This window comes from Gilliamella sp. LMG 34362 (assembly GCF_984569125.1).
Map to the genome: position 1 here is coordinate 1,121,870 of NZ_OZ474902.1, position 14,001 is coordinate 1,135,870.

At 31.1% G+C, this 14,001-nt stretch carries 15 protein-coding genes; 14 read left to right on the forward strand and 1 reads right to left on the reverse strand.

Annotated elements, in window-relative coordinates:
• Positions 1-164: 164 nt before the first annotated feature.
• The 6 genes from AC5LWZ_RS05205 to pmrB all read left to right on the forward strand — a co-directional run bounded on the left by AC5LWZ_RS05205 (position 165) and on the right by pmrB (position 4,957).
• On the forward strand, positions 165-992 hold the full coding sequence (locus AC5LWZ_RS05205; RefSeq protein ID WP_493464099.1) for an ABC transporter substrate-binding protein: 828 nt from the start codon (positions 165-167) through the stop codon (positions 990-992).
• Between the two features lie 5 nt (positions 993-997).
• Positions 998-1,723: an amino acid ABC transporter permease gene (locus tag AC5LWZ_RS05210; RefSeq protein ID WP_493464100.1), complete on the forward strand. Its 726-nt coding sequence runs from the start codon at positions 998-1,000 to the stop codon at positions 1,721-1,723.
• Between the two features lie 6 nt (positions 1,724-1,729).
• Positions 1,730-2,416 (forward strand): amino acid ABC transporter permease, encoded by a 687-nt coding sequence (locus tag AC5LWZ_RS05215; protein WP_086364485.1) that lies wholly within the window; start codon positions 1,730-1,732, stop codon positions 2,414-2,416.
• A gap of 134 nt (positions 2,417-2,550) precedes the next feature.
• Positions 2,551-3,075, forward strand: a complete 525-nt coding sequence (locus AC5LWZ_RS05220; RefSeq protein ID WP_493464101.1) for a phosphatase PAP2 family protein — start codon at positions 2,551-2,553, stop codon at positions 3,073-3,075.
• Between the two features lie 89 nt (positions 3,076-3,164).
• The gene (gene pmrA / locus AC5LWZ_RS05225; RefSeq protein WP_110448208.1) at positions 3,165-3,827 is read left to right on the forward strand and encodes a two-component system response regulator PmrA; all 663 of its coding nucleotides are present in this window, start codon (positions 3,165-3,167) and stop codon (positions 3,825-3,827) included.
• A 32-nt stretch (positions 3,828-3,859) separates the two neighbouring features.
• Positions 3,860-4,957, forward strand: a complete 1,098-nt coding sequence (gene pmrB, locus AC5LWZ_RS05230; protein ID WP_493464102.1) for a two-component system sensor histidine kinase PmrB — start codon at positions 3,860-3,862, stop codon at positions 4,955-4,957.
• Here the strand turns inward: pmrB and AC5LWZ_RS05235 are convergent.
• Positions 4,929-5,549 carry a YrbL family protein gene (locus tag AC5LWZ_RS05235; RefSeq protein ID WP_493464103.1) on the reverse strand — a complete coding sequence of 207 codons (621 nt, stop codon included), beginning with the start codon at positions 5,547-5,549 and terminating at the stop codon, positions 4,929-4,931. The two genes, pmrB and AC5LWZ_RS05235, sit on opposite strands and share 29 nt — an antisense overlap.
• Before the next feature lie 274 nt (positions 5,550-5,823).
• Between AC5LWZ_RS05235 and rplM the strand changes: the two genes are divergently transcribed.
• The 8 genes from rplM to AC5LWZ_RS05275 all read left to right on the forward strand — a co-directional run bounded on the left by rplM (position 5,824) and on the right by AC5LWZ_RS05275 (position 13,844).
• A complete protein-coding gene (rplM, locus tag AC5LWZ_RS05240; protein WP_034901369.1) occupies positions 5,824-6,252 on the forward strand; it encodes a 50S ribosomal protein L13 in 429 nt (142 codons plus the stop codon).
• 11 nt (positions 6,253-6,263) lie between these two features.
• On the forward strand, positions 6,264-6,656 hold the full coding sequence (gene rpsI / locus AC5LWZ_RS05245) for a 30S ribosomal protein S9 (RefSeq protein ID WP_034901366.1): 393 nt from the start codon (positions 6,264-6,266) through the stop codon (positions 6,654-6,656).
• Positions 6,657-6,961: 305 nt separating this feature from the next.
• Positions 6,962-7,594, forward strand: coding sequence for a stringent starvation protein SspA (gene sspA / locus AC5LWZ_RS05250; RefSeq protein ID WP_086359756.1), 633 nt, complete (start codon positions 6,962-6,964; stop codon positions 7,592-7,594).
• Positions 7,595-7,645: 51 nt separating this feature from the next.
• Positions 7,646-8,056 (forward strand): ClpXP protease specificity-enhancing factor, encoded by a 411-nt coding sequence (locus AC5LWZ_RS05255; RefSeq protein ID WP_493464104.1) that lies wholly within the window; start codon positions 7,646-7,648, stop codon positions 8,054-8,056.
• A gap of 195 nt (positions 8,057-8,251) precedes the next feature.
• The gene (locus AC5LWZ_RS05260) at positions 8,252-10,117 is read left to right on the forward strand and encodes an ABC transporter ATP-binding protein (protein ID WP_493464105.1); all 1,866 of its coding nucleotides are present in this window, start codon (positions 8,252-8,254) and stop codon (positions 10,115-10,117) included.
• Positions 10,110-11,840 carry an ABC transporter ATP-binding protein gene (locus tag AC5LWZ_RS05265; RefSeq protein ID WP_493464106.1) on the forward strand — a complete coding sequence of 577 codons (1,731 nt, stop codon included), beginning with the start codon at positions 10,110-10,112 and terminating at the stop codon, positions 11,838-11,840. Before AC5LWZ_RS05260 ends, AC5LWZ_RS05265 begins: the two co-directional genes overlap by 8 nt.
• A gap of 67 nt (positions 11,841-11,907) precedes the next feature.
• Positions 11,908-12,858, forward strand: a complete 951-nt coding sequence (locus tag AC5LWZ_RS05270; protein WP_198246996.1) for a CYTH domain-containing protein — start codon at positions 11,908-11,910, stop codon at positions 12,856-12,858.
• Between the two features lie 8 nt (positions 12,859-12,866).
• Positions 12,867-13,844 carry a hypothetical protein gene (locus AC5LWZ_RS05275; protein ID WP_110448200.1) on the forward strand — a complete coding sequence of 326 codons (978 nt, stop codon included), beginning with the start codon at positions 12,867-12,869 and terminating at the stop codon, positions 13,842-13,844.
• The last annotated feature ends 157 nt before the right edge of the window (positions 13,845-14,001 follow it).

The following is a 14,001-nucleotide window of genomic DNA, read 5'->3' on the forward strand; positions in this document are numbered from 1 at the left end:
AAATAATAAAAATGCCAATTTTGGGCGTTTTTATTATTTTTAATATAATTTAACTCTAAACATATAACTAATAGTTATATCTATGTAAATATTTGTTATTTATCGTAAAGACTATTTATTGTTAGACTTTTTATGTAAATACCTATCTTATTAAGGATGTTGTCATGAAATTTCTAACTAAATCATTAACAGCTGTAGCTTTGATTAGCACACTATTAGGCGTGAACTCTGCTTATGCAGATCGTTTAGACGATATTGAAAAACGGGGCGAGATCAAAATTGCTGTATTTGATAGCAATCCTCCGTTTGGATTTATTGATGAAAAAACCAATAAAATAACAGGGCTAGATGTTGATTATGCTAATGAAATAGCTAAAGCATTAAATGTAAAAGTGGAACTTGTTCCAACTAATCCAGCTAATCGTATTCCATTACTTACCTCGCAAAAAGCGGATTTGATCGTTGCCAACTTTACGGTTACTGATGAGCGAGCTAAAACAGTTGATTTTAGTTTGCCTTATTTTGCCACAGGTCAGAAGTTTGTGGCTAAAAAAGGATTGTTAAAAACAGCTGATGATCTTAAGAAACTTCGTATAGGAGCTGATAAAGGTACCGTAATGGAAATTACTCTTCGTGAAAAGTTTCCAACAGCTAAAGTGATTTCATACGATGATACCCCTTTTGCTTTTGCAGCATTACGTAATGGAGTGGTACAAGCTATTACTCAAGATGATGCTAAGTTAATTGGTTTACTCGCAAATGTCCCAGAAGAACAACGTGCTGTTTTTGAAATTTCACCATTTAGTATTACTGAAGAATATCAAGCTGTTGGTATTCCAAAAGGGGAAACTCGGTTAAAAGAAAAAGTTAATCAAATATTATTAAAACTTGAAAATGATGGTGAAGCATTGACTATTTATAACCGTTGGTTTGGTCCAGATACAAATTCTGCGATGCCTCGTGGCGATTTCAAAATAGGTAAAGGTCAATAAATTATATGTATGAGCAATTACTAGAGCCACGTTATTTTTGGTGGTTATGGGATGGTTTTTTAGTCACTATGGCTATCTCTTTTTTAACAATTATATTTTCTACTACATTAGGATTTTTGTTAGTTATTGCTCAGCAAAGTCATATTAAAATCATCAAAGGCGTTGTTATTGGATATAACGCCATTTTTCGTTATTCGCCATTATTACCACAACTTTTTTTCTGGTATTTTGGTATTGGTAATTTGTTACCGATTGAGTTGAAATTATGGTTATTTGATGAACCAGAAATTCAACTGTTTTTGTTCACTCTAAGAATGCCATCTTTTGAATTTATTATTGGTTTAATTGGTTTAACATGTTATTCCAGTGCTTTTATTGCTGAAGAATTCCGGGCCGGAATTATGGGGGTGAGTAGTGGACAAGAACAAGCCTCATTAGCGTTAGGTCTCACTCGTTGGCAGAGTATGCGATTTATTATTTTACCGCAAAGTTTTCGTATCGCTTTTCCTCCTTTGATCGGTCAATATATGAATATTATCAAAAACTCATCACTAACCATGGCAATAGGTGTGTTAGAACTATCTTATGTTTCTCGTCAAGTAGAAACCGAATCGTTAAAAACATTTCAGGATTTTGCAGTAGCAACTTTTTTATATATTTTCGCTATTGTTATTGTGGGTACCCTAGGCAATATTTATCAATCAAAATATTTACAAATTGGAAAGGTCTAATACGTTATGGATTTTAAGGGTTTTGAAATTATTTGGCATAATCTCGATTATCTTATTTTTGGAAATTTCCCTGGTGGCATAGTATTAACATTGTTAATGAGTTTTGCTGCTATTGTTTTTTCGACCATTTTGGGTGTTTTCGCGGGTGTCGGTTTAACGGTTTGTGACGGATTTTTACGTAAACTTTTAGTTATTGTATTAGGTTTTTTAAGAGCGATTCCCGTTATTATGCTCATATTTTGGACTTATTTTTTATTGCCAGTTTTATTAAATATTGATGTGCCAGCTATCACTACTGTGATTTTTGCTTTATCATTAATTGGTGGTGCATACATTGGTCATTCTGTTCATGCAGGAATGGTAGCTATTGGCAAAGAACAATGGCAAGCAGCTTTTTCATTGGGTTTTACAAAAAGCCAAGTCATTATTTTTATTATCTTGCCACAAGCATTAAAAATGATGTTACCTTCCTTTGTTAATCAGTGGGTATCATTAATTAAAGATACCTCTTTAGCTTATATCGTTGGTGTTGCAGAGTTTACCTTTATTGCTACCCAAATTAATAATCGCAGTATGGTTTATCCTACAGAGATTTTTTTGTTTGTTATTGTGGTTTATTTTATTATTTGTGCCACACTTGATTTTACAGTATCAGTATTACCTAAATATCATTTATTTTCTCGCAAAAAATAGCTAGATTGTTTATTTCAATATTATTGAGCAAAACATCTCTAAAAAACTCAAAAAGGTTATTAAGGTTCTTTTAAGCTTCGTTTGCTAAATTATAAGTAAATATTGTCAGTATTGGTTTTGATATGTTACTTAATATGAACTCTCATCTTTTTTTATTAATCAATGCGCAAGAACATGCTTCGAAGTTGTTTATTCTTTTTGCTGTATTTTGTGCTAATTACTTAATATTACTACCTATTGGCTTATTAGGAATATGCTGTATATACAAACCACTATATAGAACATTGGTGATAAAAATTTTAATAAGTTTAGCATTAGTGCTAACTGTTACTTTTATTATAAGGCATCTATTTTATTCGCCACGGCCATTTGTACTTAATGTTGGTACTAATTTTTTAACCCATGATAAAACGAGTTCGTTACCAAGTCAGCATGCTGTTTTTATTTGGACTATCTGCTTTTCTATTTATTTAAATTATAAAAAGCAATTTAAATCGTTTGCATATTTATCTACTGTAGTTGCTTTGCTTGTTTGCTGGAGCCGTATCTACTTAGGGATTCATTGGCCACTAGATATTTTAGTTGGTATGTTATTAAGTTTTATATCAGTTTTTCTAATTAAAAAATTTTGGTTTCTATATTACAAAATTTATAAATGAATAAAAATTTAAGTTGTTTAAGGTTAGGCATATACTAGTTAACTATGCTAGCTAGGGTATTTTTCAAATCTAATTAAGGTTGAACTATAATGAAAATACTTATAGTCGAAGACGATAGTTTATTACAAAAAGGGTTATACGATGGTATAACATCTGATGGTTATGTTTGTGAAGTGGCATCTAATGGTAAGCAAGCGGAAGAACATATAGAGTTTTCGCAATTCAGTTTAATTATTCTTGATTTGGGATTGCCAGATTGTGATGGTTTAGAATTACTCACTCGTTGGCGTAAAAAACAAATTGATATTCCTGTCCTTATTTTAACTGCCCGCGATACTATTGAAGATAGAGTAGAAGGTTTAGATCTTGGTGCTGATGATTATTTAATTAAGCCTTTTGCTTTAACTGAATTACTAGCAAGAGTGAGGGCATTGATTCGTCGAAATCAAGGAACAGCTGATAATATTATTAATTATGGCCCGATTAGCATTGATATTAAAAGACAAACAGCGACATTAAATGAACAAGAAGTTATATTAACACCTAAAGAGTTTATTTTATTGTCTAGATTAATGTTAAAAGCTGGAGAAAAAGTACATCGTAATTTATTGCAAAATGATTTATATGATTGGCAAAGTGATCCTAGTTCAAATGTGCTTGAAGTTTATATTCATGCGCTACGAAATAAATTAGGTAAACATTTAATCAAAACTGTACGTGGATATGGTTATCAACTCAATATTGATAATTAGCTATTATTCTAAATTTAGTGAATGATAAACTTATGATTGAAAAATCCTTGACCAAGATACGTCATAGTATTCGCTGGAATCTTTTTTTTACTTTAGGCGCTATTATGTTAATTTGCCAAATTATTACGGTATTTTGGTTATGGCATGAAAGTAAAGAGCAAATTGATGTTCTAGTTAATTTAACATTAAGTAAAAATAAAATTGACGAAGTAGTTGAGCACGAGGAGTTAGAGGCCATTTTTGCTCTGTTTTGTTCTGCCTTTTCAATGATGACTGTGACATTATTTTTAGCGTATAAAGCTATTAAATGGATTACTAAACCTTTAGAGATTCTTGAAAAAGATCTGAGTCAAAGAACAGCCGATAATCTTAAGCCGATAAAACCAATTAGTAATATGCGCGAAATCAAATCGATTACACAGGTATTAAATAATTTATTTGAAAGACTCAATAATACTCTTTCACAAGAACGTCTTTTTACTGCTGATGTTGCACATGAAATGCGAACACCATTGGCAGGTATTCGTCTGCATTTAGAATTACTTGAAGCGAAAAATAAAATCGATTGTCGTGAACTAATTGAACGTATAGATCGTTTAGTCAATACGGTAGAGCAACTTTTGATGCTCGCTAGGGCTAGTCAAAAATTTACGTTAGGTCAGTATCAAAAAATTAATTTTTATGATGATATTCAAATACCACTTTTTGATGAATTAACCGAACTAACAGAACAAAAACAACAAACGATTGAATGGCAAATTACTAATAAGATTACTTTTAGTGGCGATGCAACTCTGATTCGTTTACTGATTCGCAATCTGGTTGAAAACAGTTATCGATATAGTCCAAATAAAAGTAAAATTACGATATGTTTTTATCAAGACATTCAAGATATTATTATTGCGGTTAAAGATGAGGGCTGTGGTATTGATGAATCAAAGACTGAAAATTTAACGCAAGCCTTTTTCCGAATGGATCGTAAACATAATGGAATAGGGCTTGGCCTAAGTATTGTTAATCGCATCACTAAATTGCATCATGGGCAATTTACATTAAGAAATCGGCAGGACCGTCAAACAGGTACCATTGCCGAAGTTAGACTTAATGATTCACTTCATCAATTAACTTAGTTATTAAACTGTTATGTTGATTTTCTTTTATAAGTGATGATAAAAAACGTTGCCAAGTGCGTTCTATTTTTGCTTTGGCAAAAAATCCGACATAATTAGCAATCGGAATAAAGGTCGAATTACCTATATTATCAATAATGATTAAGCGATTTTTTTCAGATGACAAATGCTGAAATAAAATATTTTTACTTTTGATTGTCATGGTAATAATTCGATCTTTTAATAACGCTGTTTTTAGTGCTTTAAGTGATACAACTAACGCACTATAATATTGTTGAGTTAATTGTTCGTCATAGAGATATTTTTCTAACGGTGTAGCAATTTTCCCATCATAGTCCCGAATTAATTCAAAAACATGTCCTTGTCCAAAATTTGTTGTTACTGGGCCATAATAATTTGCCAAAACATCCCACGATATTTTGCGTTTTATAAGATGTTTATAATAAGCAATTTCACGGTTTGTTTCTTCTTCGGCGCCATCATTATAATTTATTTTGATACATTTATTCTGATCATCTGGATGATGATAGCATTTTCTATGTAATCCTTTGCTTATATAATCTTTTTCGGTAAGTTGAATTAAATTTTTCATCAATTGATATCGTGTAATTAAAGGTTAACTGAAAGTGTAGCAGTTAGTGTTTTTTATCGCTATGTTTTTTTGTTATAAGTTCTAGCGCTTTTATAATATTTCTGTATAATATTGCCACCCACGTTACAACAGTGTTCTTCCCAACGCTGTTTTCGATTGTCAAAATTAGTATAGCAACTCGAAGGGGTTAGTTAGTTAATAGTAGCAATCAAAAAGTGTAAATAAATCAAATGATTTATTAACGTGAGATTAATTAAAATTTGGATAAATACGAATGAGTACTTTTTCAGCTAAACCAGAAACAGTTAAACGCGACTGGTATGTTGTTGATGCAGCAGGTAAAACGTTAGGTCGTTTAGCTACTGAAATCGCAAGCCGTTTGCGTGGTAAACACAAAGCAGAATATACACCACATGTTGATACAGGTGACTATATTATCGTTATCAATGCAGAAAAAGTTGCTGTAACAGGCAAAAAACGCACTGATAAGATCTATTATCGTCATACTGGTTACATCGGTGGACTTAAAGAAGCGACTTTTAAAGAAATGATTGAACGTCATCCTGAACAAGTCATCGAAATTGCTGTAAAAGGCATGTTACCGAAAGGTCCTCTTGGTCGTGCAATGTACCGTAAACTAAAAGTTTATGCTGGTAGTGAGCACAATCATGCGGCACAACAACCGCAAGTATTAGATATTTAAGGGGATAGAAGATGGCTGATAATCAATATTACGGTACAGGTCGCCGCAAAAGTTCCGCTGCTCGAGTGTTTATCAAACCAGGTAGTGGAAATATCGTTATTAATAAACGTTCATTAGAGCAATATTTCGGTCGTGATACAGCTCGTATGGTTGTTATGCAACCACTTGAGTTAGTTGAAATGACTGACAAACTTGATCTTTACATCACAGTTAAAGGTGGTGGTATTTCAGGTCAAGCTGGTGCGATTCGTCACGGTATTACTCGTGCATTAATGGAATATGATGAAACTTTACGCTCTTCATTACGTCAAGCGGGCTTTGTTACTCGTGATGCACGTCAAGTTGAACGTAAAAAAGTGGGTCTACGCAAAGCTCGTCGTCGTCCACAATTCAGTAAACGTTAATTGCTACGTTACAAATTTGTTTCAAAACCCAGCACAAGCTGGGTTTTTTTTCAGTTTTATTTATTACGATATAAATTATAGATAATAATCACCCAAATCAAAAATAACTTATTATTATTCAATATAATATATTATAAATCTTTTATTCTCCTCAAAAAATATAATCTGTTTATAAGATGAAAAAAGTACAAATCTGAGAAAAAAACAAAAAGAAAATTCATTTTTTTTAACAAATTTGTTATCCAATTTGTTAGAATAGTTATTAATATAAACTTATTTTAACTTTTTGCATATTTGGAGTGACCATGGTTGTTGCTGTTAATAAACGTTCTGTAATGACATTATTTTGTGATACAACAGATATTTATGGCCATCAGATTCGTTTTGTGTTGGCAGAAAAAGGGGTAACAGCTGAAATCGAGTTTGTTACAGCAGATAATCTACCTCAAGAATTATTGGATTTAAATCCCTACGGTTCAATTCCAACACTAATTGATCGTGACCTTACCTTATATGAACCTCATATTGCATTAGAATATTTGGATGAACGTTTTCCTCATCCACCGCTAATGCCTGTTTACCCAATTGTAAGAGCGAATTCTCGATTAACCATGTATCGCATTAAGAAAGAATGGTATAGCGCTTACGAAACAATTTTAGCTAATCCGGATAGTGAAGCAGCTAAACAAGCTCGTAAAAATTTACTTGATGATTTAGTATCAATCTCCATAATGTTTAAAGAAAAAGATTACTTTATGAGTGATGATTTTACATTATGTGATTGTTATTTTGCTCCTTTGCTTTGGCGTTTACCTATGATTGGTATTGAGTTGCCAAAAGTTGCCGAGAAAAATTATCTTGCTTATATGGCTCGAATTTTTGAACGACCAGCTTTTATAAGCTCTTTAACTGAAGATGAAAAGAAAATTAGAGCGTAATAGTTTATTTTTTATCTAACGACAGATTAGCAATTAAACAAGGTAGCCGTTATGGAAATTGATAACATGACTCCTCGTCGCCCTTATATCTTCAGGGCTTTTTATGACTGGATCTTAGATAATGAATTAACTCCGTATATTGTGGTTGATACTTCTGTATATGGTGTATTAGTACCGCAAGAGTTTATAAAAGATAATCAAATAGTACTTAATATTGCCCCGCAATCGGTCGGGCAGTATTTAGCTAATAATGAACAAATCGAATTTAATGCTAGGTTTTCTGGTGCTCCTCAACATATTGTTGTACCAATGGCGGCTATTGAAGCTATTTATGCTCGTGAAAATGGTGTTGGTATGGGATTTGAGGATGAGCCACATTATAAAGCTCTTAGAGAAGGAGTGAACCAACCTGTAGAAAATATTAAACCAAAACCAGCTAATCCTTTCCGAGTTGTCAAATAATTATTTGAATAATCAAAAATTTTACTATCTTATTTATAATCTTAATATTATGGTCATAAATAGGATGGTCCTTTTTTGTCTGTAATATCTATAATAGTAATAGCCAATATAAATCAAAGTAGGGGCAAAAATAATTGTTATTTTAAATTTTATAATTGATAATGATTATTATTACCATAATGGAGTGTTTGTTTTATGAAAACGTGTAATAACAATCCTACTTCTCGCCTTTGGCAACTTGCTTTTCGATATAAAGTACTAATAATTTTATCTTGTTTACTTTCAATCTTAAGTGTTGCTACTGCTTTTGTTCCTTTTATTTCAGTATATTACATTGTTTATGAAATAATTATCAGTTTAGCCAACAACACTACATTAAATAATGAACTTATTATCAATTATGGTTGGTTAGCTTTTATTTCTGCGGCATCTTCAATATTTTTAAATTTTGTTGCACTTTGTCTTTCGCATATTGCTGCATTTAAAACGCTTTATCATTTAAAGTACAATTTTATTAGATATTTATCATGTTTACCTCTCGGATTTTATACTAATCATTCAAGTGGCGAATTACGAAAAATTGTTGATGATGATATTGAAAAAATAGAGATTTTTATTGCACACCAATTGCCTGATATGATCGGTTCATTTGCTACTCCAATTATTATTTTTATTATTTTAGCCATTTTCGATTGGCGTTTAGGCTTGGCAACATTGGTACCAATCATCTTAGCTTATATTGTTTTAAAAAGTGGTTATCGTCGTAAAGAAATTAAAAACAATATGCAAGAGTTTCAAACCCGATTAATTGATATGAGTAATGCTTCAGTTGAATATATTCGTGGTATAACAGTGGTTAAAGCTTTTAATCAAACTTTCTTTTCTTTTAAACGCTTTTATGAATCTATCAAAGCTTATCAACAATATTGTCTTAAGTTTATAGATTGTTTTAAATATCATATGGCACTGTTTTTGCTCATATTAAATAATATCTATCTTTTTATTATTCCCGTAATGATTTTATTATTAGGTACAACAGAAAATTATGCCAATTTTATTTTGTCATCTATTTTCTATTTAATTTTCTCACTGGCTTTGCCGGCACCTTTTTTCAAACTTTTATATGTATCACAAAGTTTTCAAAGAGCAGTTAAAAGTGTTGAAAATATGGATAATGTTCTCAATATAAAATCATTGGCTGAACCGGAATCAGGCCTAGAAGTTGATAATTATGATATTTGTTTTAATGATGTTACATTCTCTTATAATGAGAATAAAGATAATGATTCTTTAGAGAGTAATGCCCTCAATCATATCTCTTTTACTGCCAAACAGGGAACAACCACCGCATTAGTTGGGCTTTCTGGTAGTGGCAAAAGTACCATTTCACTACTTATTCCGCGCTTTTTTGATCCTGAGGAAGGAGCAATAACCATTGGTGGTGTAGATATCAAACAAATGAGTAGTGAATATTTATTGTCATTAGTTAGTTTTGTGTTTCAAGATGTTTTTCTTTTTAAACAAACAATTTTAGATAATATTAAAATAGGCAAACCAGATGCCGATCTAGACGAAGTTATTGCTGCATCTAAAGCTGCTCAGTGTTATGATTTTATTGAAAAATTACCAGATGGCTATCAGTCTGTAATAGGCTCTAAAGGATTGCATCTGTCTGGCGGAGAAATGCAACGATTAGCAATTGCTCGAGCATTACTAAAAAACTCACCTATACTGATTCTTGATGAAGCTACATCTTTTGCTGATCCTGAAAATGAATACAAAATTCAACTTGCCTTAAAAGTATTAATGGAAGGTAAAACCGTTATTATGATTGCCCATCGTCTATCAACAATAAAAGATGCCGATCAAATTGTGGTATTAGATAAAGGAAGTATTGTTGAAAAAGGAACCCTCCAGCAACTTATTTATAAACAAAATACCTATTACAAAATGTGGCAATATTACAAGCAAACATTAGATTGGCAAATGGATCAACCAAATTCTGCTAATAATTGTCATTCAGATCACTCTTGTCATAATGATGAGGTAGCACATGTTTAAAAAAATATTGATGTTGTCCGATATAGAAAGTAAAAATCTTAATCAAGCGATTATTGCTTGTACATTGTCCAATTTAACATTAATGTTGCCTTTCATAATTTTATTACAGGTAATTATGTTGTTAATTGAGCCTTTAACTAACCAAATACCAGTGAATGTTTATTATCTTTGGATAATGGCAGGCTTCGGTGTGTTATCTGCGATTTTGTTTTTAGTATGTTATAAAAGAGAATATAAAAAGACTTACACTAATGCTTTTAGTCAAGCTGCCAATACTCGAATTGCGGTCGCTGAAAAACTTCGCAAATTACCTCTGAGCTTTTTTAATCGAAAAGATCTTTCTGAACTTACCGCAAACATTATGGGCGATTGTGCGGTTATTGAAAATATGCTTAGCCATGTTATACCGCAATTAATAGGATATTCTGTTAGTAGTCTAATAACTTGTTGTTTATTAGCATTCTATGATTGGCGGATGGCTGCAGCAATTTTTTGTACTTTGCCCATAGCTATTATTATTGTTGTTGCTGGTAAAAGACTCGAACAAAAATTGGGGGAAAAACATGTTCAAGCGAAATTAGCTGTTTCCGATGAGGTTCAAGAATATCTTGATGGTATAAAAATCATAAAAGGTTTTGGATTAAGTGGTAAAAAATTCAAACGTTTAGATAAAGCACTGAAAAATATGATGTGGGCATCGATTAAGTTTGAAGGAATAGGTGGAATTATTGTTACTTTGTCTACTATGACATTACAAGTGGGTTTAGGTATTGTTGTTTTACTCGGGGTAACCTTAATGGTTTCTGGAAGTTTGGATCCAATTACTTTTATTGCTTTTGTGATTATTAGTTCGCGAATTTATAGTCCATTAATTTCAGTTTTAACATTATTACCTGAACTGTTCTATATGCTGGTTTCAATCGATAGAATGAAGAGTCTGCAAAATGAACCTATTATGGAAGGTAGAGATGATGTGACTTTTACTAATTATAATATCAATATTGATCAGATTAATTTTTCCTATAATCAGACAAGTGTTATTAATAATGTAAGTTGCGCTATACCTGAAGGAAAAATGACAGCACTAGTTGGGCCATCTGGTAGTGGTAAAAGTACCTTATTACAGTTGATTGCTCGTTTCTGGGATGTAAATTCAGGAAAAATCACTATAGATAATCAAGATATTAAGCAAATAGATCCGGAAACATTAATGCATTCAATGGCTTTTGTTTTTCAGAAGGTGGTATTGTTTGATGATACTATTATGAATAATATTCGAATTGGTAGGCATAATGCTACTGATGAAGAGGTAAAACATGTGGCTAAAATCGCTAGATGTGATGAGCTAGTAGCTCGATTACCAGATGGTTGGAATACATTAATTGGTGAAAACGGTAGTAAACTTTCTGGCGGTGAACGGCAACGTATCTCAATTGCGAGAGCATTATTAAAAAATGCACCTATTATTTTGCTTGATGAAGCTACCGCTTCTTTGGATCCTGAAAATGAAGTTTATATTCAAGAAGCCATTGCTAATCTAGTAAAAGATAGAACTGTCATTGTTATTGCTCATCGCTTAAAAACTATCGTTGGTGCTGATAATATTATTGTCTTAGATCAAGGTTCAATTGTAGAACAAGGCAATTATCAGCAATTAATGGCTAAAAATGGCTTATTTACTAAGCTTTATAGCCTACAAAAACAGACATTGTCTATTAATTAATGATTGGCTATATTTCTGAAAATAATCAGTATATCATATAACAAAATAACTGATAAAAAACAGACGAATGAGTAATGAAATTGAATTAAAGTTTCAGATTAATCAAGCTGATATAGCAGAGCTGCAACTTTATTTAAATCAATGGGTATGTTGTGATGAAGCAGAATTTTCTTCGCAAGGATCAAGAACACTAGTTAATCAATTAAATTTGATTAATACTTATTATGATAGCGAAGATTATTTTCTACGTCACAATGGTTGTGGTTTACGAGTTAGAATAAGCGAAGATGCTAACGGTAAGCATTTTGAAATGACATTAAAATCAAAAGGGAAATCTGTCGGAGGATTACACGAACGAATTGAGTTTAATGAATCGCTTCCTGATGATAAACTTGATTTGAGTGTGTTACCAAAAGGAGCATTACCCGCTAATTGTGATATAAAACTGTTACAACAAGAAATAATCCCTCTGTTTACTACTAACTTTAAACGTCAAACTTGGTTAATTTCATTTGCGAATAGTGAAATAGAAGTGGCATTAGATCAAGGCCAAATTACCTCAAACGGAAAATTGATACCTATTCAAGAGATTGAGCTCGAAATAAAACAGGGTAATAAATTGGATTTAATTAATTTTGCTATTGAATTAAGCCGATTCCATTTACATTTATTTTCGCAAAGTAAAGCTTCTCGTGGTTATCGTTTATTAAACAACTTATCTTTTACGCCAACTATGATTTCTGTGACAAAGCTAAATGATTTATCAAGCGTGTTAGATTTTTGGCAACAGCATGAAGAATATGCGTTAGAAAATAATGATTTAACCTATTATCAACAGCTAGTAACTCAAATAAATGAAATGCTAATTAGCCAAAACTTGTCAATAGGACCTGAATTTCATCATTGGCAAACAGCCATTCCATATATCGACTCGGTCGAAAATTTTGCTTATAGTGAAATCAATACAAAAGTAAAACTCATGTTAATTACTGAAATAAATAAAGCGGATAAAAAATAGTTATAAAAATGAAAAAAACGTTATTCAAATTACCTTTATTATTTGTTTTATTTTATTGGCTTGTAAATATTGTTTTGTTTACAGCCTATTTCATTGTAATTAATAATTATTTTACTGCATCTGATTTGACATTTTTTCAGATAAGTAAAGGAATTATTCAACGACTTTCAGTTAACTTCTATTTACAGTTACCGAATTCAATTATACTTTTTATTGTTGCCATCGTTTTATTGAATAAATATTCTATTAATATAATCAATCGAAAAAATATTATTAATACTTTCATTATAGCCATATTAATTGTCTTGAGTGAAATAGTAGGAAGATGGTTTTATCGGACTTATATTAATAAGTGGATGTTTATTGATCAGCAATATGCAGGTATAGATATATATTTTATTTCTATAATTGACATATTTAACTGTACAAAAGTAGTGATGAGTTATCTTTTCATAACAATTTTAACTTTTTTTAGTGTTAAATTTCTTAATTACAAATATATACATAATGATAGTGGATTAACGCAAATTGAAAGTCAAAAGTTACATCTTGGCGTATTTATTTCACTTTATAATTGTTACTTTATCACTTTATTTATTTCATTTTTTGTGCTTGATAGATATATTGATTACAGTTCATATAGCATTATTATAGAATTAGGTATTTTGATTATATTTTTATTAATTACTAATTTGCTGGGTTATTTTTTGTTAAGAAGATGCTTTAAAGGGGTAACAGAAAGTTTAAACCTAACAAGGCTAATTATTAGTTCACTAAGTACCTTTATCTTAAACTGTATATTGCTTGTATTTATTATTTTTATTTGTATCCGAATGTTTGAACTTTTACAAATATATTATAGTTTACCTAATACTCCAACATTGATTACCTGTTGTTGGGTAATAATAGTGATGTTATTTATTGTAAGTAGCCTAATGGTTAGAACTATGGCAAAACTTTTTTTTGATTCAAAAAAGGAAAATTAAGATTCTATAATAGAATAAATTTGTTTGACTTTTTCCCTCTCAAAGTAAACCTATATCAATCTGATGATAAATAACCAAAATTTAGGTTATATTTCATTAAGATTCGCCATTTTTTTCGTTTTAGTACAAAAAAACGCTATTCACTCATATAATCAAG